Genomic DNA, 24,680 nt, shown 5'->3' with positions numbered 1-24,680 from the left:
GGTTTAACCCTCCCCCCAGCCGAACTGGCGCCGAATCACCCTGACGCCGCTATCGCCACGCCGCCATGCGCTGGTCAGGCGATAGCGGCCATCGGCCAACGTCACCCGCAGCTCCGCCGTAAAGCGGCTGCCGCTGATGGCCAGCCTGTCGGCCAGCCGGTCATCCTGCAGTTTGCCCAATTCGGGGTAGTTATCGGCGGTAAAAAAGTCCAGCGAACGCCAACCCTCCCGAGGGCGGCCGCCAATTAACGCCAGCACCTGCTCAGCGCTCAATGCGTTCTGCAACATCGCTCTGATCAACGGCAGCTGCTGCGCGGTGACGGTGTTGAGGTTGATCTGCAGTTGGTTATCCGGGCGGGCGCACACCAGCGGCGCCAGGCGCGCATACAGCTCGCGGCTCATGAAGTTCATCTCCCGCAGCTCGCTGACGTCTGCAAACAGATAAGCGGTTTCAGCCACGCCGCGTCGGCCGGTTATTTTGGTGATAATGGCCTCGGCGATAGCCTCGGCCTGCGGTTCGGCAACCGCCAGATTACTGAGCAACAACATGAATATTCGCTTTTCCGGCGCTATTTTCGCCGCGGCGTCGCCGCGATCTTCCGCCGGCGACGCCGCGGCCAGCGCATTCAGATTAAAACAGGCGTCGGCGTTGATGATGCGCACCGAGACCTCGCCCTGTTCGGTGCGCATGGCGATATCCTCGCGCGCCCACGCCTGGCCCAAATTCACCGAGGGCTGTTTATCCAACGACCGCTGCAGCCATCTTTTGGCATAGATTTCCCCGCCCAGCAGCAGCCACTTGGCCCTTAACTGATCCTGCTGCGACTGCGCGCGCGTCATCGCCCGCTGCCAGTAGCCGTTGATATTCACCGCAATAATCGCCATCACTGACATCATTAACAACACCATCAGCAACGCCATTCCCCGCTGTTTATTCATGATTTATCCTCCGACGGCAGCAGAACAATGCGCCTTACCGGGCCTAAATCCCCGCTGTCAACGGCGATCTCGACCGCCTGCGGCAGCCAGGTGCTGGCGCGCCACGCCGCCAGCCATTCGCCCTGATAATAAAAACGCAGTTGGAACCGCCGCACCCCGGCCAGCAGCGTCACCCGGAGCGCCGCAGAGGCCGGGCCGTTCAGCTCGGGGTAGCTCAGGCGCGTCAGCCGCCCCTGTTCCAGCCGGTATTCCACCCGCTCCAGCGTCGAGCGCGGCAATCTGCCGCCGGGGTTCTGCCAGCCGTGTCGGATCAGCATCACCCGGTAGTTGCCGGCGCCGTCCGCCGCCTGGCGCGCCTCAAACTCCGGTATGCCGGGTTGGGCGGCCAGGTTGACCGGCACCCGGGCAAGCGCATGGGAAAAGTCCCGTTCAACGGCGTTCAACGCCCGCTGCAGCTGAACCATTTGCGCCGCTTTGCCCTGAACGATTTCGCTGTTCTTCAACACGCCCTGAAAAATCATCAGCGCCAACAGCGACAGCAAAGAAAAAATAACGATCGCCAGCATCATTTCCACCAGGGTAAACCCGCGCTGCGGGCGACTGTTCACGGCAATTCCCGGTAAGCCAGCAGTGCGATCAAGGCGTTGTGCGCCTGCGGCTCGCGCCGAACTTCTATTTCTATCGCCCACAGCCCGGCATCGGTGGTTTCTCTGCCGCGGTAGCGCCAATACCAGATTTCATCCGCCATCTCCGTCGTTCCCTCTCGCCACGCCGGCGCCGGCGGCGCCGCATCAAGTTGCAATAACGCCAGCTGGTTATCCGCCACCCACAGGGCGAGGTTTCTGGCCTCAAGTTCACCCAGGCTTCGCACCTGTTGGCCGGTGGTTTTGATCACCGCCATGCAGCCAATGGCGAAAATCATCAGGGCGACCACCACTTCCAGCAGGGTCATGCCCCGCTGCCGTTGATCGTCAGCTTTCATCGCAGCGCGCTGCCGTTGTCTCGAATGCCAAAAAGCCGCTCGCATAGAGCTGCCAACGGCATTTACCCTGCAGCAGGGTAACGGTAAAGACGGAAGTTTCACCGCCCGGATACAGCCAGACCTGCGGTTCCGTCGGCGGCCACGCCGCGTCCAGCGCGATGTTCTGCCGTTCCAGCGCCAGCTGCAACGCCATCCCGGCCGGTAAAGACGAGGCGTCTCGTCCCTGCCGCTCCCCCTCGGCGACGATGCGCCAGCCGCCGTCGCTGAACGCCACGCCATAGGTTTTCCCTTCACGCTCGGCCCGTTCCGCCGCCTCGGACAGCCGCCAGGCCAACAGTTCGCCCTGCTGCGCCAGCTGCCCCCCCGGAGCGGGAAAACGCAGCATAATCAGACTGCTGGCGATCCCCAACAGCAGCAGCACCAGCATGATTTCCAGCAGGGTAAAGCCGCCCGCACGCTTCATCGCTACTCTGCCTGCCCCGCCGGCTTGTCCAGCCAGTTGCCGATGTCATCCTGGGTGTCGGCAAGGCCGTCCGGGCCGATGGAGAACACGTCCAGCTTGCCGTGTTTGCCGGGGTTGCGCAGCTGATACGCATTGCCCCAGGGGTCCTGCGGCAGCCTGCGGATATAGCCGTCTTCCGGGTAATTTCGCGGCAGCGGCGGGCGTTCGGGCTTGGCCACCAGCGCCGCCAGCCCCTGCTCCGAGCTGGGGTAGCGGCCATTGTCCAGCCGGTACATGTCCAGCGCATTTTCCAGGGCGACAATATCGCTGGCCGCTTTTTGCTTATCCGCTTTCTCTTTGTTGCCCATCAGGCTGGGAATGGTCAGACTGGCCAATAACCCCAAAATGACAATCACCACCATAATTTCCAAAAGCGTAAATCCCTTTTGCCGCTCATGGTCCGCCTGCCTGACTTTGCGCATTTTGCTATCTATTAACATATTGATTATCCAATCATATTGTTGAGTTGTAATATCGGCTGCAGGATAGCCAGAATGATGAACAGCACCGAGCTGGCCATCAGGATCACCAATAAAGGTTCAAACAGTCCCAGAGCCAGGGCGATGTGCCGGGCAAAGGCGTCCTGCTGCATATTCGCCGCCCGTTCAAGCATCATGTCCAGTTCACCGCTGCGCTCGCCGGACATGATCATATGGCGCATCATCGGTGAAAAAAGCGCCGTGCCCTCCAGCGACGGCGACAGTCCCTCTCCTTCCCGCACCCGCTCCATCGCCGCCAGCAGACGCCGGCGGGCGTGATCGTTGCCCAGCACGCTGGCGCTGATGCGCATCGCTTCCAGCAGCGGCACCGCGCTGGCATTCAAAATGCTCAGGGTTTTGGCATAGCGCGCGGTGTTGACGCCGAGGGCCAGCTTGCCGACCACCGGCAGCCGCAGAATAAAAGCGTGCCAGCGGCAGCGCCGCGCCGGATCGCGCAGGGCGTAGCGAAAACACACCATGCCCGTCAGCACCAGCGCCAGCGCCACCAGCCCCCACTGCCGAATGGCGGCGCTGGCGCCGATCAGCAGCCGAGTAGACAGCGGCAAGGCCTGCTTCATATGCACGAACTGCTCCACCACCTTGGGCACCACCGCCGCGAGCAGGATAGTCACCACTCCGATCGCCACCACCGTCAGCACCAGCGGATACACCAGCGCCTGGGTGATTTTGTTTTTCATCTGTTGGCGCTGTTCGACGTAGTCGGCCAACCGCTCCAGCACCGGCGCCAAATGGCCGGAGATTTCGCCGGCCGCCACCATGGCGCAGTACAGTCGCTCAAAAATACGCGGGTACTGACCCATGGCGTGCGCCAGCGAAAAACCTTCCAGGATCCGCTGACGAACCTGCACCAACGCCGCCTGCAGCGCCTTTTTTTCCGTCTGCCGCGCCACCGCCATCAACGCTTCTTCCAACGGCAGCGCGGCGGACATCAACGTCGCCAGCTGGCGGGTGGCCAGCGCCAGATCGCCGCTGCCGACGCCGGTACCAAGCTTGAATCCATACAGCCTGCCGGGGCCGCGCGTCTTTGCGCCCCTGACCTCGAGCACTCGCCAGCCTTTTTCGCGCAGCATATCGCGGGCATGGCGCAGAGAATCGGCCTCAAGCGAACCGCGCTGGGCGCGCCCCTGCCGATCGCAGGCGCGGTAATCACACTTCATCGCCATCCCCTTCACGGGTGACCCGCAATACCTCTTCCAGACTGGTTTCGCCGGCGCTCATTTTGGCGATACCATCCTGACGCAACGACTGATAACGCGAGGCGGCCAGGCGCATGATGTCGATTTCGCTGTCTCCGCGATGGATCGCCAGACGCATGGCCTCATCCAGCAGCAGCAGTTCGTGCAGGCCGATACGGCCGCGGTATCCCTGGCCGCCGCAGGCGTCGCAGCCCACCGGCCGCCAACAGGTAGGGCTTTGCTCCGCCGGCCAATCAAACGTCTGCCGTTGTCGCTCGGATAATGCATAGGGCTCACGGCACTGCGGGCAGAGCCGCCGCACCAGACGCTGCGCCAGCACGCCGCTGAGCGAACTGGACAGCAAAAATGGCTCCACCCCCATATCCCGCAGCCGGGTAATGGCGCCAATCGCGGTATTGGTATGCAGCGTGGACAACACCAGGTGCCCGGTCAAAGAGGCCTGCACCGCAATCTGCGCCGTTTCGCCGTCGCGGATCTCACCGATCAACACCACGTCAGGATCCTGCCGCAGCAGCGCGCGCAGCCCGCGGGCAAAGGTCATGTCCACCTTCGGGTTCACCTGGGTCTGCGCAACGCCGCTCAGCTCATACTCGACGGGATCTTCAATGGTCATGATGTTGCGGTTTTCGTCATTGATCTGGTTCAGCAGGGTGTACAGCGTGGTGCTTTTGCCTGAGCCGGTCGGGCCGGTAACCAGGATAATGCCGTGCGGCTGCTGAATCAGGCGCAGCAGCGCCTGCTGGCGATCCGGCGTCATGCCCAGGCTGGGCAGATCCAGCCTGACGCTGCTCTTGTCCAGCAAACGCATCACCACCCGTTCACCGTGGCTGGCCGGCATCACCGACACCCGCACGTCGATCGCCCGGCCCCCCACTTTCAGCGTCATGCGGCCATCCTGCGGCACGCGCTTCTCGGCAATATCCAGCTTTGACATCACCTTGATGCGGGAAACCAGCAGGGCGGAAAGCTTGCGCTGCGGCGCCAAAATACGCCGCAACGCGCCGTCGATGCGAAAGCGGATCGCCAATTCACTCTCATAGGTCTCGATATGAATGTCGGAGGCCCGCTCTTTGATCGCCTCACTCAGCATGGCGTTGATCAGGCGAATAATCGGCGCGTCGTTCTGCTCATCCAACAGGTCCTGCTGCTCCGGCAGCTCTTCCGCCAGGGTATAAAAGTCCAGCTCGCTGCCCAGATCCTCGATCATCCTTTGCGCATGGCCGGTTTCCTGCTGGTAGTGCGCCACCAGTTTTTGTTCGAACAGTTCCGCCTCCAGCCGCACCGGCAAGGGTTCGCCGGGCAGAAAACGATGGGCCTCCATCAGCGCGTCGAGCGTCGTTTGCCGGTGGCAATACAGCGCGATCCCCTGCGCCTGCGTCACCGCCAGCACGCCATGTTGGCGCGCCCAGGCAAAAGGCAGCAAATGGCCGGCAGGGCTCTGGGTCATTTTTTGCCTTCCCGGCCATAGAAGGCATCGATTTGCGCAATAACGTTCAGAAACGCCTTGTTGTCTCCGGCGCCTCTGCCCTGCGCCAGCTCGTCGCGCAGCGCCTGCTTCAGCTCGCTGTCCTTCTGTTGCTCGAGGTCGAATTTGCCGACTTTACGCCGGCTCTGCCGGCTATAACCCTCGGTGGTGCGAATGATGGTGGGCCGAATGAACAGCATCAGGTTACGCTTGCTTTCCTTCACCGAGGTCGAGCGGAACAGCGCGCCCAGCAGCGGAATGCGCCCCAGAAGCGGAACGCTGCTCTCCACTTCCGAGTTGGTTTTATCCAGCAGGCCGCCTACCACCACCGTTTCGCCGCTGTCGACCAATACGGTGTTGTTGACCGTGCGGATATTAAAGGTGGCGCCCAAAGAATCGGCGGCGATCTGCGCGTTGTCGGCAACGCTGGAAACCTCTTGTTCAATCTGCATCAGAACCGACTGGCCCTTGTTAATCTGCGGCTTGACCTTAAGTTTTATCCCCACGGTTTTACGCGAAACGGTATTGAACACGTTATCGCTGTTGGTGGTTTGCGAACCGGTTAGAATAGGCACATCCTGACCGACGCTGAACTCCGCCTCGGCGTTATCCAGAGTGACGATGCTCGGCGTGGCCAGAATATTGTTTTGGTTATTGCTGGCGATGGCGGAGAGCAACAGGCCCCAGTTGCCACTGTAGAAACCGGTCATCAGTCCGTTGGCCTTGCCGAAGGCCTCGAGCATGCCGCCCTCGAACCCCGAGGCAACGCCGGGGGCATTGCCCGCAAACTGCGTGCCGCCGCCGTACTTATTCGCCCACTGAACGCCGATATTCAGCCCCTGGCCGTCCTGCACCTCGACAATCACCGCCTCCACCAGCACCTGCGCACGCCGCACGTCCAGCTTGGTGACCACCTCTTCCAGATCGCGCATCACGTCCGGCGCGGCGGTGATGATCAGCGCGTTGGTTTGCTCGTCGGCCTTGATCACCACATTTTTCAGCAGCGCCACGTTGGTTGCGGCCGCTTCCTTTTCATTCTGCAAGCCCGAGCTCACCCCGGTCAGCACCTCGACCAGGCTCTGCGCCTTGGCGTATTTCAGCTGAATGACTTTGGTGTTGCCCTGGCTAACGCTCTTGTTATCCAGCTGATAAACCATCGATTTAACGTATTCGCGGATCCGATCGTCGCCGGTCAGCATCAGGCTGTTGGTTCTTTCATCCGCCACCAGCCGCAGCGTCGCGGCACCCGCCATCCGCTGCTTGCCCTCTTCGCGGAACAGCTCATTGACCATGCGCACAATCTCGGCCGCCGCCGCATGTTTCAACGTTATGGTTTCTATCTGGTTGCCGTCATCCTGATCCATCTCGCGGACAATATCGATCAGCCCATTGACCACGCCGGCCCTGCCGGTGATCAGCAAGGCGTTGCCCTGCTCGTAATGCGCCACGCTGCCGACGCCCACGCTGTCGTTAAGCTGGCGCAATAACGGCGCAATATCCTTGGCCGCGATGTTGCGCAGCGGAACGATGCGCATCACCACCTCATCCCCTTCCGCCGCCTCGGCGCCGCCCGCCTGCGATAGCGCGGCTCGTTTCCCCTCTTTCGCCACTATCACTTTCAGCACGTTATTGGGCATGCCGATCACCGCATAGCCGTAAACGTCCAGCACGTTCAGGAAGAATTGATAATATTGTTTGTCGTTAAGCTGCTCATAGCTGCGCACGGTGACCTTACCTTTCACCGCCGGGTCAATGATGATGGTTTTCCCCAGATTTTTACTGACGGTATTAATAAATTCCTGAATATCCGTGCCTTTAAAATTGGCGGAAAAAGATTCGGCATGCGCCGGGCCGGAAAAAACGGCCAGCAGGGAAATCATCGCCAGCCGCCGCCAGTAAACGTGGCGCCACTGATGGCCCAGAAGATAAACAATATGCGTAATCACAATACAGCCTTATGACCTGAAAAATTTTCCATCAAAAAAAGAAAGCACGCCTACTCTTTTAAAATCATCGAGGCATAGTATCCATTTTCATTAAGCAATATCTTATCGTGCAATATGCGCAATATAACGGCGTTGCTGTCGATAATGCGCTCACCGATGCCATAGCTGGCCTGCTTTCCAGCGCGCTCTATGATAACCAGGCTTTTATTTTCATTGCCGCTGAGCAGTAAACCGGTAATTTTCCCCGCCAGCCGGGACTCTGGCGCATCACGAATGATTTGGTCGGTAATTCCCTGCGGCCTCACCCTATAGCCCTCCTCCCCCCGTTGCCCGCCCTTTGCCTGCGCATAGCGGCCAAATAAGTTGAGCGCGCCGATAACGCCCGCATCATCCGCCGCAGGAAACCCGACATGGCGCGGCGCGGCCGGCGCTGGCTCTGTTGCCGCGCCGATGTGGGTTATTTTCCACAGTTGAGAAAATATAAACGCCAGATTCAGCAAAAAGAAAAACGAAAAGACATAGCCAATGAACCGCTTGCTCACTTACGCCTCGGGAAATCACATTAATGCCACAGCAATCGCAATCCAGGCGCTACACCGAGATCCCCACGCACACCGCCACTGAAAAAATCAGCGTTATTGTCAGCGCGATTTTGTAATTGACGGCCTCTAAACGGCGCTTTACCCGCTTTAACCACGCGCCGCCGGCGTGCTCACCTCCGGCGACGGCGGCGCTTTTTCGCCCGCCGGTCTGGAAGCTCAGCATGACGCCAAAACGGGGTATGGTCTTGATCACCTCAGCGGGAATGCCATGCCGCGACAGCAAAGAGCGGCACTGGAATATCATCTGATAATAGTTATTGTCGCTGATCGTTTCATGGTTGCAGAACCATACCGCACGGATAATATCGTTCTTCTTATATATCCCGCTGAGCAGACAAAGCATGAATCGCCGTTGCAATTCGGTCATCTCAATAATAACCTTTTCCTTTTTAAACAACAGCGTCTTATCGTTATTGTTTAATATAACGGCATCATTTTCAAGCAGGGTGTCGTTCAGAGCAATCTTATGTACGTCCATCTCTCGCCTATTATATTGATAAAATCCCAATGCTCTTAGCCCCATAGCCACAGCCCATGGCCGTAAAAATGGTTTTTCATAAAAACAATGGAGTAAAAGCTCAAGAGCCTGGCTAATAAATCACGCATAAAACATTCACGCAACCTATTTCAAAAAATAAATTATATAAAATTAATAATCGCGCAAGCTAAATAAATAAACAATAAAAACAACAACTTAACCTGAAATATAAAAATATTAATTTATATTAAATAAGATAAAAAAATCATATTAATCGATGCAAACATAACAACTGATGTTATTGCCCCGGATAGGAAAAACGAATTTTCAGGATCGGCATAAAGAGCAAATAAAATAACTTTTTTTGCGAACAACTTATCGCTCTTTATTGGCGTTAAGGCAGGATAATGCTTCAGGAGTTAACGTTACATAAAAACATCGGCGAGTAGGCGCTGTTGAAGATCAGCGTGTTGCTATCGATATATCTGATATGGTAAAAACTGGATTCGCTGCTGAAGAAGTAAGAGTAAATATTTTCAGGCAAAGTGTCACGCGGTGAGTGAAGCGCCTCGCCGTAGTAGAATTTGTAAAAATCCCCCTGCAGAGTATAGGTAAAATTTATTCTGCGGTTTACGAAGAACCTCTTTTCTCCATCGTTCGCTACGCCGGAAAGAATAAGCACGCCTTTCTGGCCCGATAAAAACACATAATTAATTTTCAATACCAGTTGGATATCGTCGGATCCCGCCAGCCTGTCCAGGGAGTTGAAATAACTGAAGGTGGCGTTTGCCTCACAGGACAAGTCGCCAAAATCATGCTGACTGCGAGTGAGGGAGTAAACTATCGCAGCGGCAAAAACGCACAGGGCAACCAGAATAGCCGATAGCAGGTTTAACTTTTTGTCCATGCCCGAATGTACTCACTCTCACAATGATGCAGAATAGAACGACGATCTTTCGCGCATTTGGCGATAAACTGCCGCCCGCTGTCTTCGTTGGCATTGAGAGAACGGTTAACCCTGGTAAGGACTATCTCTCCTGGGCGACAGCGCTGCCCGTAAAGATCTTTTCTGGCCAAAAACTGCAAATAATTGCCCTTATTACTCTCCAAAAAATTACCGGCATAATAAACCTCGCAGCCGTTGACGCTGCCCACATAGGATAACAGCTGCTTCTTCTCTGCTGCGCGGTGGTGCTTATAATAAAAAAAGCACAGCGCCAGGAAAGATAACGGCAACACTATCGATAAGCTTCTCAGCAGAATAAAAGAATAACGATAGCCATGGCTGGCCGGCACTGGCGCATTTGGGATGCCGCCTTCGACGCAGTCAACGGCTAACTTGTTAATTTGTATAAAATTATTTAACCTGTAACCTTTCTTGGCCAGGGTGATGATCAGACGTTCATTGAATCCGACAGAAGCCAGCGCACGCCGGGTCAGGCAGATATATTGATTCAGGGTAGCCGACGACGCGCTCAAACCATGGTCGGCCCAGACCTGCTTAAGCAACGTCTCGCGGCTGACCGCTTCACTGCCATGCTCAAGCAAACACTTGAATACTCTTGCATTCACGCTGGATAGGAAAACTTCATGGCCTTTCTTTATACTCTTTAGCGAACCGTTTTCAGTATTAAACCTGATATCTTTATCAATGATGTAAATCATATTGCTGCCTGGTAGAGCACACTGGTTATTATTTGAACTTATTTAGGCCAATACAGCCATCGCCGACGGACGGGAACGGCGTCCTTTAGCGCAGGTAATAATCAATATTAACCCCATACCAACAGGCGCGCAACTTTAAGAATTTTCGCAAAATACCCTTCATATTTTTTCGCGCGAATGGCGTAGCGGCGCTGACTTATTGAGTGCCTGTTATAAAAAACAATTTTAAACGCCGGGGAAAAAATATGGCGCCAGAAATAACTCTTATGGGGCAGATAAAACGGAGAGAAAAAAATGCCGGGAGCTGAAATGGGTGGAGGCCCTGCCAGCTACATCCCGGCACACACGTCACCTGCTGCGGCTGCTTCCTTCCGGATCTGACCGAGTTCACAAGTTAGTGTTGCGGGAGAACCAACAGGGCCTCCATTGACGGCTTCTGTACTTCGAAGCGGTGGGCATTATCGGCGATGCCCCACCAAATAGCAAGCCAACCGAGGTCAACCGCTGTTTTCTTACCCACCTCTCCTGTGGCACACTCTCCGCCTGGGGTTTTACTCATGCGGGAAGACAAACATGAAACCAGAAGACGCCTCCTTTAGCCAACGCGTATTCCACGTGGTGGCCGCCATTCCCTATGGCAAAGTCACCACCTATGGCGAGGTGGCGCAGCTGGCGGGTTCGCCGCGCGCGGCGCGCCAGGTCGGCGGCGTCCTGCGGCGTTTACCGGAAGGCACCTCACTCCCCTGGCATCGGGTGATTAACCGTCACGGGCAGATTTCGCAGCAAGGGGAAGACTTTCAGCGCCAGCGGCAGGCGTTGCTGGCGGAGGGCATCATTTTTGGCCCACACAGCACGGTGGACTTTCAGCTGTACGGCTGGCGCGGGTAAAAAAACAAAACAGCCTTTGGCCGAAGCGCAAAGGCTGTTGCTGTCAGGCGCTCGGAAAACCGAGCTTACGGCATCGCCGTTGGCGCAGCCTGAACCGGCACGCCCTGTACAGGAACCAGCAGCAGATCGGCGCGAGTGCCGTTGCGGTTGACCACTTCCTGGATAGTGTCGGTGATAAAGATCATTTGACCATTCACCGTCACCGCCGCGCTCAGAATGATACGCGCATTCGGCTGGATGTCGGCCGGGTTGTACGGCAGGACGAAATTAAACGGCGCCTGTTTGCCGTCGGTGCGCACAGCTCGCTGGGCAATGACTTTCGACGGCGCATCCGCCAGCGAGGCGTCAGAGAGAGTAACCGTCAGTACGGCATCCGGCGGCAGCGCAATGCGCTGGCGAATGTTAACCGAACCAGTCACCGCCGGGCCCTGAATCTGCGTTTGCGCGGTCGGGTTTCCTGCCGTCGGGGTAGGCACATCCGCACTCTTTTGGGCACAGCCCGCCAGAGCCATCGTCAATGCTGCTGCTCCGCCTACGATTTGCCAGAGTTTCATGGATCGGTCTCCTTTTTTATTATCAACATGTTGGTGGCTTTCACCACCTCACTCAATAAACTTAGCACAAAATACTGAAAAATCCATTTAGCTCCGCCTATTAATCACTTCCCCTGCTGATAATGCTCACTATTAAGGTAATTTTAGCGGCCCCATAACGCAAGATGTTGACGTCCCGCCGTGATATTCCGCACACTGCGCAAAATGATTATTAGAAAGGTAATAACTTTATGAGCCAGGCATTACAAAACCTCCTCGATCTGCTGGATCTGGAGAAAATCGAAGAAGGGCTGTTCCGCGGCCAAAGTGAAGATCTGGGCCTGCGTCAGGTGTTCGGCGGCCAGGTCGTGGGCCAGGCGCTGTATGCCGCCAAGCAAACGGTGCCGGCGGAGCGCAGCGTGCATTCGTTCCACAGCTACTTCCTGCGCCCGGGCGATAGCAGCAAGCCTATCGTGTATGACGTGGAAACCCTGCGCGACGGCAACAGCTTCAGCGCTCGCCGCGTCAGCGCCATTCAGCACGGCAAGCCGATTTTTTACATGACCGCCTCCTTCCAAAGCCCGGAGACCGGTTTTGAACATCAGAACCGCATGCCGGACGTGCCGCCGCCGGAAGGGCTGATGTCCGAATCGGAAATCGCCCAGAAGCTGTCGCATATGCTGCCGGAAAAGGTGCGCGATAAGTTTATCGGCCAGAAACCGCTCGAAATGCGGCCGGTGAAGTTCCACAACCCGCTGAAAGGCAGCGTGGAAGAGCCACACCGTTACGTGTGGTTCCGCGCCAACGGCAGCATGCCGGACGATCCGGCCATTCATCAGTATCTGCTGGGCTACGCCTCCGACTTCAACTTCCTGCCGACGGCGCTTCAGCCGCACGGCGTCGGTTTCCTCGAGCCGGGCATGCAGGTGGCCACCATCGACCACTCGATGTGGTTCCACCGCCCGTTCCGCCTGGATGACTGGCTGCTGTACGCGGTGGAAAGCTCCTCCGCCTCCGGCGCGCGCGGTTTCGTGCGCGGGCAGATCTACACCCGCGACGGCGTGCTGGTCGCCACTACGGTGCAGGAAGGGGTGATTCGCCAGCGCGACGCCTAAAATATAAAAAGGGCGATGTCACCATCGCCCTTTTTTGCATCATCATTATTTTATTGTTATTTAGCGCACTGCCCTTCTTCCAGCCTTACTGGTTGTAGGCGCTCTCGCCGTGGCTGTTGACGTCCAGGCCTTCGCGCTCCTGCTCTTCCGGCACCCGCAGGCCAACGATGGCCCCGGCGATCTTGAAGGCGATAAAGGCAGCGACGCCAGACCACACCAGAGTGATCGCTACGCTCAGCAGCTGGACCCACACCTGGTGGCCCATGGTCACGCCTTCCGCATAGCCGGTGCCGCCCAGTGAAGAGGCGGTGAATACGCCGGTCAACAGACAACCGACGATACCGCACACCCCGTGAACGCCGAACACGTCGCAGGTGTCGTCCACCTTCAGCCATTTCTTCAGCGTGACCACGCCCCACAGGCCGGCAACGCCGCCCACCAGGCCGATGATCAGCGCCCCGCCGACGCCCACGGTGCCCGCAGCCGGCGTGACCGCGACCAGCCCGGCGATGCAGCCGGAACAGGCGCCCAGCAGCGACGGTTTACCGCGCGCAATCCACTCGGCGAAGGTCCAGGAGAGGATGGCGCCTGCGGTAGCAATCACGGTATTCAGGAACGCCAGGGCCGCAATGCCGTTCGCCGCGCTGGCGGAACCGGCGTTGAAACCGAACCAACCGATATACAGGATGGAAGCGCCGGTAAACACCATCGGCAGGTTATGCGGTTTGAACGCCTCCTTGCCGAAGCCGGCGCGTTTGCCCAACAGGTAGGCGCCAATCAGGCCGGCGCTGGCGGCGTTGATGTGCACCACGGTGCCGCCGGCGAAGTCCAGCGCGCCATCGGCGGCCAGGAAACCGCCGCCCCACACCATGTGGGCAATCGGCAGGTAGGAGATGGTGAACCAAATGGCGGCGAAGATCACCACCGCCGAGAAGCGGATGCGTTCAGCGAAGCCGCCCACCACCAGCGCCACGGTGATGCAGGCGAAGGAGCATTGGAACGCCACGTGGATCATCTGGTTAAAGGTGCCGGTCACGCTGTCGATGCCGATGCCTTTCAGCATCGCCGTCTGGAAACCGCCGAAGAACGCGTTGCCCTCGCTGAAGGCCAGGCTGTAGCCGTACAACACCCACAGCACGCACACCAGCGCGAAGGTGACGGTGACCTGAGTCAGCATCGACAGCACGTTCTTGGAACGCAGCAAACCGCCGTAAAACAGCGCGACGCCCGGCAGCGTCATGAACAGCACCAAAGCGGTGCAGATCATCATGAACGCGTTGTCTGCCTTGTCTGCGACCGCCGGAGCGGCCAGGGCCAAAGAGGGAACCATGGTTACCGTACTCAGGCCCAACATGGATAAAAGTTTTTTCATTATCAATCCATCCCCATTACTTAACTGAGCCTGTGATTACAGTGCTGCTTCGTCGGTTTCGCCGGTGCGAATGCGAATGACACGTTGCAATTCGGCAACGAAAATTTTGCCGTCACCGATCTTGCCGGTGTAGGCGGCTTTGCTAATGACATCAACCACTTCATCTAATTGGTCGTCGGCAATTGCGATATCGATTTTCACCTTAGGCAGGAAATTGACGCTGTATTCAGCTCCACGATAAAGCTCAGCGTGCCCCTTCTGGCGGCCAAAGCCTTTGACTTCGGTTACGGTCAGCCCCTGAATGCCCACAGAGGATAGGGCTTCACGCACGTCCTCCAGCTTGAATGGTTTGATCACCACGGTCACCAGCTTCATATTGCCCCTCCACGAATTAAGCCCAAACTCACCCCGATACGGGCTGAATAAAGCAAAGGCTGTGCCATAAATGGTTTTGTATGCGAATTCAGCGGATTACCTGGCAGGGCAGCGTGGGAACGGCGGGCAAGCGGCCGGGCGCAGGGCGCACCGGCCATCGGCGGTTAAATTTTGCGCACTAATTTGGTGCGCTGCGCGTCGAAAAAGTGCAGCGAGGGGGATTTGAAACGGATCTATGCCTGTTTATGGTGCGCCGGGGTAATGCGGGGGCCGCAACCGGCCCCCGGGCATCAGGCGGGTTGGCTCTCTTCGCGGGTTGCCGCCGCCAGCTCTTCGCCCACCAGCTGCAGCTGATACATCTGATGGTAACGGCCCTGCTGCGCCAGCAGCTGCTGGTGATTGCCCTGCTCCACCGCCTGCCCGCGGTGCAGCACCAGAATCGAATCGGCGTCGACGATGGTCGACAGACGGTGAGCGATCACCACCAGCGTGGTGTGCTCGCGGATCAGCCGCAGCGCGCGCTGGATGGCCTGCTCGGTTCCCGAGTCGATGTTGGCGGTCGCCTCGTCGAGGATCAGGATCTGCGGCGCTTGCACCAGCACCCGTGCCAGCGCCAGCAGCTGTTTTTGGCCCACCGACAGGTTATTGCCCTGCTCGCCCAGGCGAGTATGAATACCCTGCGGGAAACCGCGCACCAGCTCCGCCAGCTGCACCCTCTCCAGCGCCTGCCACACCGCCTGTTCCGAGATGTTGCGCCCCAGCGTGACGTTGGCCAATACCGATTCGGCGATCACCACCGGATCCTGCTGCACCATCGCCATGCCCTGGCGCAGCGTGCGGTGCGACAGGCTGGATAGCGGGCGACCGTCGAGGCGCACCTCACCCTCGCCGACCGGGTAATAGCCCATCAGCAAGTTGGCCAGCGTGCTCTTGCCACTGCCGGTGTGGCCAACCAGCGCCACGAAACCGCGCGAAGGCACCGACAGCGAAATATGCTGCAGCACCTTTTTGTCCGCGCGATAGGCGAAGCTCAGATCGTCGATGTCGATGCGGCCGCTGGCCAGCGGGCGATCGTCGGCGCCGTAGCTTTGCTGGCTGCGATCCATCAGCTCGAAGATGCGTTCGCCGGCCACCACCGCCTGTTGCAAAATCGATTGCTGCGAGGTCAGCTCGATCAGCGGCTCGTTCAGGCGGCCCAGGTAGTTGATAAAAGCGTACAGTACGCCGACGCCGATCGCGCCCTCACCGCTGAAGCCGAACAGCATCAGCAGGCCGCACAATACCAGCGCCGAAAACAGGCTCAACAGCGGCCGCAGCAGAAAGCCGTCCAGCCGCAGGGTTTGCATGCGTGCGGTATAATGCGAACGGCTGGCGGCGCTCATGCGTTCGCCGAAGCGGATCTGTTGGCGAAACTGCTGGATCACCCCCATGCCGTTGATCACTTCATTGAAGCCGTCGTTGATGTCCGCCAGATAGCTGCGCACCCGGCGCACGATCGGCGTGCTGTAGTACTGGTAAATGCCCATCACCACAAACACCGCCGGGAAAATGCAGATAGCCACCAGCGCCATGCGCCAGTCGAGGCTGAACATCGCCACCAGCATGGTGCCGATCAGCGCGGCGCTTTTCAGCACCGTGGAGACCACCATGACGTACAGATCCTTGATCACCTCGGTATCGTTGGTCACGCGCGAAATCAGCTGCCCGACCGGCTGGGTGTCGAAGGCGCTGAGCGGCTGGCGCAGTGCGGCGTCCATCACGTCGGTGCGCAAACGCTGCACCACCCCCACCGCCGCCTGGTTGAACAGCAGCGCCTGAAAATAGTGCAACGCCGCCGCCAGCAGCTCCAGCAGCACGTAGGCCGCCGCCAGCCCGCCGACGATCGCCAGCGGCAACTGCCCTTTGGCGACGTAGTTGTCGATGAAATAGCTGATCAGGATTGGCCCGGCGACTTCCGCCGCCGCCGCCACCCACAGCATCAGCACCGCAATCCCCAGCGGTTTGCGGTACGGCGAGCCGTAAGCCAGCAGCCGTTTCAAGGTCGGCCACAGCTTTTGTACTTTATTCATTGGCTAACGCCTCCTCACCCGCTTCCGGCGCCTCATCCAGCGCCGCCTCCAGCTGCTGGTAGCGGTACATGTCGCGATACCAGCCCGGCTGCGCCGCCAGCGCCGCATGTTCGCCGCGTTGCGCCACGCCGCCGTGCTGCATCACCAGGATCTCGCTGGCCTCGGTCAACGCCGACAGCCGGTGCGCGCTGATAATCACCGTGCGGTTCTGCCCCCAGCTGCGCAGGTTGTGCAGGATCTGATGCTCGGTGCGGCCGTCCACCGCCGACAGCGCGTCGTCCAGGATCAGAATTTCCGCGTCCAGCAGCAGCGCGCGGGCGATGGAGATGCGCTGCTTCTGGCCGCCGGACAGCATCACGCCGCGTTCGCCCACTTCGGTTTCATAGCCCTGCGGCAGGCGCAGAATATCCTCGTGCACGCTGGCTAAGCGCGCCGCTTGCTCGATCTGCTCCTGCGTCGCGCCCGGGTTGCCCAGCGCGATATTGTTCGCCACGCTGTCTGAGAACAGGAACGGCGTTTGGCTGACCACCGAAAGGCGTGAACGCCAGTCGTCGAGCTTGATCTCGGTCAGCGGCAGGCCGTGATAACTGATTTGCCCCTCGTCCACGTCGAACTGGCGCTGGATCAGCGACAGCAGCGTCGATTTTCCCGCGCCGGTGGGGCCGCACAGCCCCAGCATCTGCCCCGGCTCCAGCCTCAGCCGGACATCGTGCAGCGCCGGCTGCTTATTCTCCGGATAATGGAAGGCGCGAATATCCGCCGCCAGCACGCCGCGGCCGGCCGGCAATGCCCGTTGCCCGTCCTGCACCGCCGGCGCTTCCTCCAGCAGGCTGCGGATGCGGCTGTACGCCGCGCTGCCGCGCTCAACGATGTTGAACATCCAGGCCAGCGCCAACATCGGCCAAATCATCAGGCCGAGATACATCACGAAGCTGGTCAGCTGCCCCAGAGTCAGGGAGCCGTTCACCACCATCCAGCTACCGCCGCCGATCGCCAGCAGGTTGGAGGCGCCGATGGCGATATAAATCGTCGGATCGAAACGCGCATCGACCCGCGCCACGTGCATGTTCTTCGCGCCGGTTTGCGCCGCCACCTCGGCGAACTGGTTAGACTGATGATCTTCCAGACCAAAGGCTTTGATCATGCGGATGCTGGTCATGCTTTCCTGCGCCTGATCGTTCAGGCTGGAAAATGCCGCCTGCGCCGATTTAAAGCGTTGATGCAGCTGGTCGCCGTAATATTTGATGGCGATCGCCATCAGCGGCATCGGGATCAGCGAAAGCAGCGTCAGCTCCCAGCTGATTTGGGTGCTCATCACCACCAGCACCACCAGCCCCATCACCAACGAGTCCACCAGCGTCAACACGCCCTCACCGGCGGCGAACACCACGCGATCCACGTCATTGGTGGCGCGCGCCATCAGATCGCCGGTGCGGTGGCGCAGATAGAACGCCGGGTTCTGCCGGCTGAGCTGGCGGTAGAAATTCTCGCGCAGCTCAACCGCCAACTGGTAGGAGGCGCCAAACAGCAGTACCCGCCACACGTAGCGCAGCAGGTAAACAATAATCGCGGTGCCGAGCATCAGCCCAAGCCAGGCCATCAGCACGCCGGTCGACATCTGTTTTTCAGTGACGCCATCCACGATGATGCCCACCAGCTTGGGCGGCAGCAGTTGCAAAATGGCGATGACGATCAGCAGCACCACCGCCCCCAGGTAGCGGCGCCACTCTCGGCGGAAATACCAGCCGATTTGAGCAAATAATCTCACGCAGTTTGTTTCCAGGATTTTATGGGGTTTATCTGTTGTTCCGCCTCAACGAAGCAGGATACCACCGTTGCATCGCCAATTCGGTGAACTTTTCACTCTGGCACCGGCAGCGCGGTAGTGTATTTGATTTTTTCCATGGCGAAGCTGGAGGTGACGTCGATCAGGCCCGGCACGCCGTTGACCAGCCGCTTGTAGAAGCTGTCGTAGCTCTTCATGTCCGCCACCTCCACCTGCATCAGGTAGTCGTATTCCCCCGCCATGCGGTAGAACGCCAAGACTTCAGGCATTTGCGCGGTCAGCTGCACGAAGGTCTGATACCACTCGCTGCTGTGCTGCTGGGTTTTGATCAGCACAAAGGCCGTCAGCCCCAGGCCCAGTTTTTCGCTGTCCAGCAGCGCCACCCGGCCGCGTATATAGCCTTCGTCCTCCAGCCGCTTCAGCCGTTTCCAGCACGGGGTGGAGGTCAAATTCACCGCTTCGGCCAGCGCCTGCAGCGACTGGGTGCAGTCGTGCTGCAGCATGCACAGCAGCTTACGGTCTGTTTTATCTAACATAGCGCCAACCTGGAGAAAAATTTTCTCCCATTAGGCGATTAAACAGGGAAAATGGCAATCCTTTTTTCCGTGCAACAGGCTATGCTACGCCATAAACCAGCCCCCTATTCTGAGGCCAAACGATGACAAACTCTTGGGTAAAATATGCTATCGGCGAAATAGAAGCGGATTTTCAACGCTCCGCCGACACCCACCTGATTCGCCTGAACCTGCCGGCATTTCCCGGCATCTGCCTGTACCTGAAAGACGAGAGCACCCACCCGACCGGCAGCCTGAAGCACCGCCTGGCGCGCTCGCTGTTCCTGTACGGTCTGTGCAACGGCTGGATCACCGAGAACACCACCATTATCGAAGCTTCCTCCGGCAGCACCGCGGTATCTGAAGCCTATTTCGCCCGCCTGCTCGGCCTGCCGTTTATCGCCGTGATGCCCTCCTGCACCGCACGCCGCAAGGTGGAACAGATCGCCTTCTATGGTGGCCGCTGTCACTTTGTCGATCATGCCGCGCAGATCTACGCCGCCTCCGAGCAGTTGGCGAAGGAGCTGAACGGCCACTATATGGATCAGTTCACCTACGCCGAGCGCGCCACCGACTGGCGCGGCAACAATAATATCGCCGACAGCATTTTCCGCCAGATGGCGCGCGAACCCTTCCCGGTGCCGAAACATATCGTGATGAGCGCCGGCACCGGCGGCACTTCCGCCACCCTGGGCCGCTATATCCGCTATCAGGGCCATGACACGCAGCTGACGGTGGTCGATCCGGAAAACTCGGTATTCTACGATTGCTTCCACCATGGCGACCGCACCCTGATCGGCAGCTGCGGCAGCCGTATCGAAGGCATCGGCCGCCCGCGCGCCGAACCCTCGTTCATCCCTTCGGTGGTCGACAGCATGCTGCGGGTGCCGGACGCCGCCAGCGTCGCGACCATTCACTGGCTGGAAAAAGTGCTGGGCCGCAAGGTCGGCGCCTCCACCGGTACCAACGTATGGGGCGCGCTGCAGCTGGCGAAACAGATGCGGGAAAAAGGCGAACAGGGCGCGATCGTCACCCTGCTGTGCGACAGCGGCGAACGCTATCTGGATACCTATTACAACGAAGAGTGGGTCAGCAATAATATCGGCGACCTGCAGCAGTATCTGGCGCAGCTGGCCGACTTATAAAAAAAGCCGGGTAGCAATACCCGGCCGGCTGTAATAAACCTCATAATTCGGGGGAATAGGTGAGGCCAGGTGAACGCAGCCAATGTGCTAAATAATGAGCCACCGCCTGCTGCCGGCAGTGGCCGATAACCGGCAGCTGCGGCAGCAAGGATTTCAGCTGCGGCAGGGCGTTGCCCATCACCACGCCGTGCCCCACCGCCGCCAGCATCTCTTTGTCATTCATCGCATCGCCAAACGCCATGCAGTCGGCCATGGTCAAACCGAGATGGCCGCTGAGCGCCTCCAGCGCCGAGCCCTTGTTACAGCCGACCGGCAACACTTCCAGGCACTCGTAGGCGGAAAAGCACAGGTCTGCGGCATCGCCAAGCTGCGCCTGCAGCTGCTCCTGGAGTTCCAACAGTTCCTCATGCGCCCCCACGAAGCACACCTTACTGTTGCCTGTCGCCGGCAGCCGGCGAGGTTCAGCCAGCTGGAAGCGAAAGCCGCTCAGGTGGTGGGCCAGCAGCATCTCTTCCGGCACGGCGAACTCGGTCATCCAGCCTTCGTCGCGAAACACGTGCATGCTGGCTTCGGTGCGCCAGCGGTGCTGCAATACCCTTTCGGCCACTTCGCCGGGCAGATCGGTGGCGTGCAGCTGCCGCCCCTGATTGTCGTACACCCGCGTGCCGTTGCCGGTGATCAGATACCCCTGCAGGCCAAGCTGCGCCATAATCGGTTGCGCATCGAGGTAATGGCGGCCGGTGGCGAAGGTCACCGCCATCCCTCTTTCCACCAGCTGGTTCAGTACCGCCAGCGTTTCTGGGCCAACGCGGTGATCCGGCATCAACAATGTGCCGTCCATATCGAAAGCTGCCAGGCGATACATAGAGACCTCTTATGAATGTGAAGATGATTGCAATCAGTGCAGTATGAGGTGGTATTTGCGGAAGTAATAGTGAACAATTCGTGAAAACCGTTCCGGATTTCATCCCCATGCGCCTGGTCCATCGTCTCAGCCAATATCAACGCTTGCACCAACGGCTCGGCAGCGCGCCGGTGGCGATCACCATCGGTGAGCTGGCGGCGATGTTCTACTGCAGCGAACGCCATGCGCGCACCCTGGTGCAACAGCTGCAGGAACAGGGTTGGCTGAGCTGGCAATCGCAGCCGGGCCGCGGCAAACGCGCGCGCCTGCACTGCCTGAAAACCCCGGACGAACTGCGCGCACAGCTGCTGCAACAGCTGCTGCTGCAGGGCAACCATCAGGGGGCGCTAGAGATGGCGCAGCTGGATCCTCAGCGTTTGCAAGGCCTGCTCAGCCCGCATCTCGGCGGCCAGTGGCAGGCCGGCAGCCCAACGCTGCGCATTCCTTATTACCGCACGCTGGAAAACCTCGATCCGCTCACGCTCACCGGGCGCGCCGAACAGCACCTGGTTTCAACCCTGCATGCCGGGCTGACGCGGCTGACCACCGGCAACCCGGAGCCGCAGCCGGACCTGGCCCATCACTGGCAGATTGGCAATAACGGCCGGCGCTGGCAGTTTTTCCTGCGCAGCCGGCTGCGCTGGCATAACGGCGATCCCATTACCGGCCAACAGCTGCTGCAAACGCTGGAACAGCTACGGCAGCATCCGCGCAGCCAGCCCAGCCTGGCCAACGTGGCGTCCGTCAGCCTGCCGCATCCGCTGTGCATTCAGTTTGATCTGCAGCTGCCGGATTACTGGCTGGCGCACCGGCTGGCGGAACTGCCCTGCCTGCTCACCCATCCCGAACTGCCGGCCATCGGCGCCGGGCCGTTCAAGCTGGCGCTGAATGAACCACACCTGGTGCGACTGGAACAGCACGCTTTTTATCACCTCCAGCACCCGTACCTGGAAAATATAGAATACTGGATCACCCCCGATTTACCGCTAAACGATGCCTATACCAGCTGCCAGCACCCGGTGCGCATCACCATCGGCCAGCAGGAAGATCTGGCGCAGGCCAGGCCGGTGCAGCGCAGCATGAGCCTGGGCTGGTGTTACCTGGCGGTGAACCTGAAACACGGCATGCTCAACCAGGCGCAGGGGCAAAAGCTGCTGATGCTGATCCAGCAATCCGGCCTGCTGGGCAACCTGCCGATCCCCAACAGCGTGATCGCCCCCAGCAGCGAAATGCTGCCCGGCTGGCGCATTCCCCAACAGCGGGTCGCCGGGGATATCGCGCTGCCCGCCAAACTGACGCTGCTGTACCGCCCGCCGGTGGAGTTGGAAAGCGTCACCGTCGCCCTGCAGCAGTTGCTGGCGCAGCACGGCTGCGAGCTGGAACTGCGCTACTCCCCGGGCAAGCGCTGGCAAAGCGCGGAGCAAATCGCCCAGGCCGACCTGCTGCTGGCGGATAACCTGATTGGCGAGGCGCCGGAGGCGACGCTGGAAAGCTGGCTGCGGCAGGATACCCTGTGGCGCGGCATCCTGACCGACGGCGCCTGGCGGCGGCAACAGGAGACGCTGCAGCGCATTCAGCAGCTGCAGCCGCAGCAACCACGCTTTGAGCAGCTGAAAAATTACTATCTGCAGCTGATGCGCGCCGCCATCATTACGCCGCTGTTCCACTACCAGTATCAGATCAGCGCGCCGCCGCGCATTCACGGCGTGACGCTGACCGCCCACGGCTGGTTTGATTTCTGCCAGGCCTGGCTGCCGCCGCCGGTGGATAACCCCGGCCCCTCTCAGCCAGACTGAACGCGGGTGCGGCCCTGCGGTATCCCGCTATTTCTGCTACCATTGCTGCCGCAACGCATTTTTATCCCGCCGCCCGAATGTGTATCGGGAATGGCCAAATCCAACTAAGGTGATTTTATGAAGCGCGCGGTTGTCGTTTTCAGCGGTGGACAAGACTCCACGACCTGCTTGATCCAGGCATTGCAGCAGTATGACGAAGTTCACTGCGTCACATTCGACTACGGCCAGCGCCATCGCGCCGAGATCGAGGTGGCTCAAGAGCTGTCGGTCGCCCTCGGCGCCAAGGCGCACAAGCTGCTGGACGTCAGGCTGCTGAACGAGCTGGCAGTCAGCAGCCTGACCCGTGACAACATTCCGGTTCCCGCCTATAACCCCGAACAAAATGCGCTGCCGAGCACCTTCGTGCCGGGCCGCAACATCCTGTTCCTGACGCTGGCGGCGATTTATGCCTACCAGGTTGAAGCGGAAGCGGTGATCACCGGCGTGTGCGAAACCGACTTCTCCGGTTACCCGGACTGCCGCGACGAGTTCGTCAAGGCGCTGAACCAGGCGGTGGTATTGGGCATCGCCCGCGATATCCGCTTCGAAACGCCGCTGATGTGGCTGGACAAAGCGGAAACCTGGGCGCTGGCGGATTACTATCATCAGCTGGATCGCGTGCGCCAGGACACCTTGACCTGCTACAACGGCATCAAGGGCGACGGCTGCGGTGAGTGTGCGGCGTGCCATCTGCGCGCCAACGGGCTGAAGCAGTACCAAATCAACCAGGCGGAAGTGATGGCGAGCCTGAAACAGAAGACCGGTTTGGCCTGAGTGAAATGGGCGGCAGGATTGCCGCCCGTATAGGTTACGACTTCTCTTCCGGCGCCAGCATCGCCTGCAGGTGTTCGCGCAGCGGCCCTTCGATCGGCAGCGCCCTCTGGGTTTTCAGATCGACGCACACGAAGGTCAGCATCGCATCCGCCACCGGCGTACCGGCCGGATCCTGCGTCACTTTCTGGCTCAGCACGCCGCTTTTGCCGTTCAACTGCACCATCTGGCTGTCGATGCGCAGCTTGTCCCCCAACACCGCCGGGCTGCGATAGTTGATGTTGATGTTCACCACGATGAAGGCGATGTTGTTTTCCGTCATCCAGCGAAAACCTTCCTCATGTTCCAGCCACTCCCAACGCGCCTCCTCAAGAAACTCCAGATAGCGGGCGTTGTTAACGTGCTGATAGACATCCATGTGATAACCGCGGACTTTGATAAAGGTTTGCATAAGAAACGACAGCTCCTGCCTGGTGATTACAGAAAGAGGGGGGCCCACTGGAGCCCCCTCGCCCGTTTGGTCAACGCGCCAAACTGGTAAGACCTGTAAAATGTAGCAGAGGAAAAACGGCTGCAAGGGCACTTTGCTGCGCAGCCGCGATCGGGATCACATTTTCAGCCGCGCCCGATTTTTTTCGAACAGCGCCGGCCCAATGCCCGGCACCTCCTGCAGCTGCTCAATCTGGGTGAAAGGCCCGTTCTGTTCACGGTAACGCACTATGCCTTCCGCCTTTTTCAGGCCAACCCCCTTGAGTATGCTGGCCAGCTGCTCGGCGTCCGCCTGGTTGATGCTCACGGTCGCCTCTTCCGCAACCGGCGTTGCCGCGCTTTGCCCGGCCGCCGGTACCGAAAGCACCGGCTGAGGCGCGCTCTGCGCCGCTACCGCCGCCGCAGGCCCCGTCAGGCTCAGCAGACAGGCCGCCAGCATCGCCCTGGCGCGGCACCCATAACCGTTAGACGTTTTTTTCTCTGTATGTTGCATGCTGTATCCTCCTTGTGTTTGACAGCAAGGCCACCTTGCCGCGGCGGCGGATATTCAGCAATCGGCAGATTTCAGA

26 protein-coding genes and 1 other RNA gene are annotated in these 24,680 nt (G+C 59.3%); 5 read left to right on the top strand and 22 right to left on the bottom strand.

Features of this window, described 5'->3' with window-relative positions; genetic code table 11:
• Nucleotides 1-3: 3 nt before the first annotated feature.
• From gspK to ffs, 13 genes are all read right to left on the bottom strand, one after another.
• Nucleotides 4-939, bottom strand: coding sequence for a type II secretion system minor pseudopilin GspK (gspK, locus tag KHA73_RS05385; RefSeq protein ID WP_234589588.1), 936 nt, complete (start codon nt 937-939; stop codon nt 4-6).
• Nucleotides 936-1,547, bottom strand: a complete 612-nt coding sequence (gene gspJ / locus KHA73_RS05380) for a type II secretion system minor pseudopilin GspJ (protein ID WP_234589587.1) — start codon at nt 1,545-1,547, stop codon at nt 936-938. The genes gspK and gspJ overlap by 4 nt, the downstream gene beginning before the upstream one ends.
• Nucleotides 1,544-1,921, bottom strand: a complete 378-nt coding sequence (gene gspI / locus KHA73_RS05375) for a type II secretion system minor pseudopilin GspI (protein WP_234589586.1) — start codon at nt 1,919-1,921, stop codon at nt 1,544-1,546. The genes gspJ and gspI overlap by 4 nt, the downstream gene beginning before the upstream one ends.
• Nucleotides 1,911-2,384: a prepilin-type N-terminal cleavage/methylation domain-containing protein gene (locus KHA73_RS05370; RefSeq protein ID WP_234589584.1), complete on the bottom strand. Its 474-nt coding sequence runs from the start codon at nt 2,382-2,384 to the stop codon at nt 1,911-1,913. The genes gspI and KHA73_RS05370 overlap by 11 nt, the downstream gene beginning before the upstream one ends.
• Before the next feature lie 2 nt (nt 2,385-2,386).
• Nucleotides 2,387-2,845: a type II secretion system major pseudopilin GspG gene (gene gspG / locus KHA73_RS05365; protein ID WP_234589582.1), complete on the bottom strand. Its 459-nt coding sequence runs from the start codon at nt 2,843-2,845 to the stop codon at nt 2,387-2,389.
• Nucleotides 2,846-2,868: 23 nt separating this feature from the next.
• Nucleotides 2,869-4,080, bottom strand: coding sequence for a type II secretion system inner membrane protein GspF (gene gspF, locus KHA73_RS05360; RefSeq protein WP_380739953.1), 1,212 nt, complete (start codon nt 4,078-4,080; stop codon nt 2,869-2,871).
• Nucleotides 4,070-5,566, bottom strand: a complete 1,497-nt coding sequence (gene gspE, locus KHA73_RS05355; RefSeq protein ID WP_234589579.1) for a type II secretion system ATPase GspE — start codon at nt 5,564-5,566, stop codon at nt 4,070-4,072. The genes gspF and gspE overlap by 11 nt, the downstream gene beginning before the upstream one ends.
• A complete protein-coding gene (gene gspD / locus KHA73_RS05350; protein ID WP_234591190.1) occupies nt 5,563-7,464 on the bottom strand; it encodes a type II secretion system secretin GspD in 1,902 nt (633 codons plus the stop codon). Before gspD ends, gspE begins: the two co-directional genes overlap by 4 nt.
• A gap of 116 nt (nt 7,465-7,580) precedes the next feature.
• Complete coding sequence (locus KHA73_RS05345; RefSeq protein ID WP_234589577.1) at nt 7,581-8,072, bottom strand: type II secretion system protein N; 492 nt, start codon at nt 8,070-8,072, stop codon at nt 7,581-7,583.
• Nucleotides 8,073-8,121: 49 nt separating this feature from the next.
• The gene (locus KHA73_RS05340; protein WP_234589576.1) at nt 8,122-8,610 is read right to left on the bottom strand and encodes a winged helix-turn-helix domain-containing protein; all 489 of its coding nucleotides are present in this window, start codon (nt 8,608-8,610) and stop codon (nt 8,122-8,124) included.
• Between the two features lie 412 nt (nt 8,611-9,022).
• On the bottom strand, nt 9,023-9,517 hold the full coding sequence (locus KHA73_RS05335) for a FidL-like protein (protein WP_234589575.1): 495 nt from the start codon (nt 9,515-9,517) through the stop codon (nt 9,023-9,025).
• Entirely contained in the window at nt 9,502-10,275 is a 774-nt protein-coding gene (locus tag KHA73_RS05330) for a winged helix-turn-helix domain-containing protein (RefSeq protein ID WP_234589574.1), read from the bottom strand. Before KHA73_RS05330 ends, KHA73_RS05335 begins: the two co-directional genes overlap by 16 nt.
• A gap of 320 nt (nt 10,276-10,595) precedes the next feature.
• Nucleotides 10,596-10,692: signal recognition particle sRNA small type (gene ffs, locus KHA73_RS05325), an RNA gene on the bottom strand.
• 156 nt (nt 10,693-10,848) lie between these two features.
• Here ffs and KHA73_RS05320 point away from each other — a divergent pair.
• On the top strand, nt 10,849-11,163 hold the full coding sequence (locus tag KHA73_RS05320) for an MGMT family protein (protein WP_234589573.1): 315 nt from the start codon (nt 10,849-10,851) through the stop codon (nt 11,161-11,163).
• A gap of 65 nt (nt 11,164-11,228) precedes the next feature.
• On the opposite strand, the gene KHA73_RS05315 is transcribed toward KHA73_RS05320, so the two are convergent.
• Entirely contained in the window at nt 11,229-11,717 is a 489-nt protein-coding gene (locus KHA73_RS05315; protein ID WP_234589572.1) for a YbaY family lipoprotein, read from the bottom strand.
• Between the two features lie 230 nt (nt 11,718-11,947).
• On the opposite strand from KHA73_RS05315, the gene tesB reads away from it, so the two are divergent.
• A complete protein-coding gene (gene tesB, locus KHA73_RS05310) occupies nt 11,948-12,811 on the top strand; it encodes an acyl-CoA thioesterase II (protein ID WP_234589571.1) in 864 nt (287 codons plus the stop codon).
• Nucleotides 12,812-12,896: 85 nt separating this feature from the next.
• Here tesB and amtB read toward each other — a convergent pair whose 3' ends face one another.
• The 5 genes from amtB to KHA73_RS05285 form a co-directional block, all read right to left on the bottom strand.
• Entirely contained in the window at nt 12,897-14,183 is a 1,287-nt protein-coding gene (gene amtB / locus KHA73_RS05305; protein ID WP_234589570.1) for an ammonium transporter AmtB, read from the bottom strand.
• Between the two features lie 36 nt (nt 14,184-14,219).
• Nucleotides 14,220-14,558, bottom strand: coding sequence for a P-II family nitrogen regulator (gene glnK / locus KHA73_RS05300; protein ID WP_004949337.1), 339 nt, complete (start codon nt 14,556-14,558; stop codon nt 14,220-14,222).
• 290 nt (nt 14,559-14,848) lie between these two features.
• Complete coding sequence (smdB, locus tag KHA73_RS05295) at nt 14,849-16,627, bottom strand: multidrug efflux ABC transporter permease/ATP-binding subunit SmdB (RefSeq protein ID WP_234589569.1); 1,779 nt, start codon at nt 16,625-16,627, stop codon at nt 14,849-14,851.
• Nucleotides 16,620-18,395, bottom strand: coding sequence for a multidrug efflux ABC transporter permease/ATP-binding subunit SmdA (gene smdA / locus KHA73_RS05290; protein WP_234589568.1), 1,776 nt, complete (start codon nt 18,393-18,395; stop codon nt 16,620-16,622). The genes smdB and smdA overlap by 8 nt, the downstream gene beginning before the upstream one ends.
• Before the next feature lie 92 nt (nt 18,396-18,487).
• Nucleotides 18,488-18,949 carry an Lrp/AsnC family transcriptional regulator gene (locus KHA73_RS05285; RefSeq protein ID WP_234589567.1) on the bottom strand — a complete coding sequence of 154 codons (462 nt, stop codon included), beginning with the start codon at nt 18,947-18,949 and terminating at the stop codon, nt 18,488-18,490.
• Between the two features lie 122 nt (nt 18,950-19,071).
• Here KHA73_RS05285 and KHA73_RS05280 point away from each other — a divergent pair, with 122 nt between their 5' ends.
• Nucleotides 19,072-20,112: a PLP-dependent cysteine synthase family protein gene (locus tag KHA73_RS05280; RefSeq protein ID WP_234589566.1), complete on the top strand. Its 1,041-nt coding sequence runs from the start codon at nt 19,072-19,074 to the stop codon at nt 20,110-20,112.
• Between the two features lie 40 nt (nt 20,113-20,152).
• Here the strand turns inward: KHA73_RS05280 and cof are convergent, their stop codons facing one another.
• A complete protein-coding gene (gene cof, locus KHA73_RS05275) occupies nt 20,153-20,977 on the bottom strand; it encodes an HMP-PP phosphatase (protein ID WP_234589564.1) in 825 nt (274 codons plus the stop codon).
• A 107-nt stretch (nt 20,978-21,084) separates the two neighbouring features.
• Between cof and KHA73_RS05270 the strand changes: the two genes are divergently transcribed.
• Nucleotides 21,085-22,812, top strand: coding sequence for an SgrR family transcriptional regulator (locus KHA73_RS05270; RefSeq protein WP_234589562.1), 1,728 nt, complete (start codon nt 21,085-21,087; stop codon nt 22,810-22,812).
• A 117-nt stretch (nt 22,813-22,929) separates the two neighbouring features.
• Nucleotides 22,930-23,625 (top strand): 7-cyano-7-deazaguanine synthase QueC, encoded by a 696-nt coding sequence (gene queC, locus KHA73_RS05265; protein WP_234589561.1) that lies wholly within the window; start codon nt 22,930-22,932, stop codon nt 23,623-23,625.
• A gap of 34 nt (nt 23,626-23,659) precedes the next feature.
• On the opposite strand, the gene KHA73_RS05260 is transcribed toward queC, so the two are convergent.
• Both KHA73_RS05260 and KHA73_RS05255 read right to left on the bottom strand, forming a co-directional pair.
• Nucleotides 23,660-24,073, bottom strand: coding sequence for an acyl-CoA thioesterase (locus KHA73_RS05260; protein WP_234589560.1), 414 nt, complete (start codon nt 24,071-24,073; stop codon nt 23,660-23,662).
• Between the two features lie 156 nt (nt 24,074-24,229).
• The gene (locus KHA73_RS05255) at nt 24,230-24,604 is read right to left on the bottom strand and encodes a ComEA family DNA-binding protein (protein ID WP_234589559.1); all 375 of its coding nucleotides are present in this window, start codon (nt 24,602-24,604) and stop codon (nt 24,230-24,232) included.
• Nucleotides 24,605-24,680 lie beyond the last annotated feature (76 nt).

It is taken from the genome of Serratia entomophila (genome assembly GCF_021462285.1).
Taxonomy (GTDB): Bacteria; Pseudomonadota; Gammaproteobacteria; order Enterobacterales; family Enterobacteriaceae; genus Serratia; species Serratia entomophila.
The sequence above is the reverse complement of the archived record's forward strand: the minus strand, read 5'-3'. Positions and strand labels throughout refer to the sequence as shown.

What these genes read in the sequence shown, in the direction of transcription:
- KHA73_RS05335 (WP_234589575.1), bottom strand. Translation starts at nt 9,517, where the DNA reads ATGGACAAAAAGTTAAACCTGCTATCGGCTATTCTGGTTGCCCTGTGC.
- KHA73_RS05280 (WP_234589566.1), top strand. Translation starts at nt 19,072, where the DNA reads ATGACAAACTCTTGGGTAAAATATGCTATCGGCGAAATAGAAGCGGAT.
- KHA73_RS05330 (WP_234589574.1), bottom strand. Translation starts at nt 10,275, where the DNA reads ATGATTTACATCATTGATAAAGATATCAGGTTTAATACTGAAAACGGT.
- queC (WP_234589561.1), top strand. Translation starts at nt 22,930, where the DNA reads ATGAAGCGCGCGGTTGTCGTTTTCAGCGGTGGACAAGACTCCACGACC.
- KHA73_RS05255 (WP_234589559.1), bottom strand. Translation starts at nt 24,604, where the DNA reads ATGCAACATACAGAGAAAAAAACGTCTAACGGTTATGGGTGCCGCGCC.
- gspK (WP_234589588.1), bottom strand. Translation starts at nt 939, where the DNA reads ATGAATAAACAGCGGGGAATGGCGTTGCTGATGGTGTTGTTAATGATG.
- smdB (WP_234589569.1), bottom strand. Translation starts at nt 16,627, where the DNA reads ATGAATAAAGTACAAAAGCTGTGGCCGACCTTGAAACGGCTGCTGGCT.
- gspE (WP_234589579.1), bottom strand. Translation starts at nt 5,566, where the DNA reads ATGACCCAGAGCCCTGCCGGCCATTTGCTGCCTTTTGCCTGGGCGCGC.
- KHA73_RS05270 (WP_234589562.1), top strand. Translation starts at nt 21,085, where the DNA reads ATGCGCCTGGTCCATCGTCTCAGCCAATATCAACGCTTGCACCAACGG.
- gspI (WP_234589586.1), bottom strand. Translation starts at nt 1,921, where the DNA reads ATGAAAGCTGACGATCAACGGCAGCGGGGCATGACCCTGCTGGAAGTG.
- glnK (WP_004949337.1), bottom strand. Translation starts at nt 14,558, where the DNA reads ATGAAGCTGGTGACCGTGGTGATCAAACCATTCAAGCTGGAGGACGTG.
- KHA73_RS05285 (WP_234589567.1), bottom strand. Translation starts at nt 18,949, where the DNA reads ATGTTAGATAAAACAGACCGTAAGCTGCTGTGCATGCTGCAGCACGAC.
- cof (WP_234589564.1), bottom strand. Translation starts at nt 20,977, where the DNA reads ATGTATCGCCTGGCAGCTTTCGATATGGACGGCACATTGTTGATGCCG.
- KHA73_RS05370 (WP_234589584.1), bottom strand. Translation starts at nt 2,384, where the DNA reads ATGAAGCGTGCGGGCGGCTTTACCCTGCTGGAAATCATGCTGGTGCTG.
- gspF (WP_380739953.1), bottom strand. Translation starts at nt 4,080, where the DNA reads ATGAAGTGTGATTACCGCGCCTGCGATCGGCAGGGGCGCGCCCAGCGC.
- KHA73_RS05260 (WP_234589560.1), bottom strand. Translation starts at nt 24,073, where the DNA reads ATGCAAACCTTTATCAAAGTCCGCGGTTATCACATGGATGTCTATCAG.
- KHA73_RS05340 (WP_234589576.1), bottom strand. Translation starts at nt 8,610, where the DNA reads ATGGACGTACATAAGATTGCTCTGAACGACACCCTGCTTGAAAATGAT.
- amtB (WP_234589570.1), bottom strand. Translation starts at nt 14,183, where the DNA reads ATGAAAAAACTTTTATCCATGTTGGGCCTGAGTACGGTAACCATGGTT.
- KHA73_RS05315 (WP_234589572.1), bottom strand. Translation starts at nt 11,717, where the DNA reads ATGAAACTCTGGCAAATCGTAGGCGGAGCAGCAGCATTGACGATGGCT.
- gspG (WP_234589582.1), bottom strand. Translation starts at nt 2,845, where the DNA reads ATGCGCAAAGTCAGGCAGGCGGACCATGAGCGGCAAAAGGGATTTACG.
- tesB (WP_234589571.1), top strand. Translation starts at nt 11,948, where the DNA reads ATGAGCCAGGCATTACAAAACCTCCTCGATCTGCTGGATCTGGAGAAA.
- gspD (WP_234591190.1), bottom strand. Translation starts at nt 7,464, where the DNA reads ATGATTTCCCTGCTGGCCGTTTTTTCCGGCCCGGCGCATGCCGAATCT.
- KHA73_RS05320 (WP_234589573.1), top strand. Translation starts at nt 10,849, where the DNA reads ATGAAACCAGAAGACGCCTCCTTTAGCCAACGCGTATTCCACGTGGTG.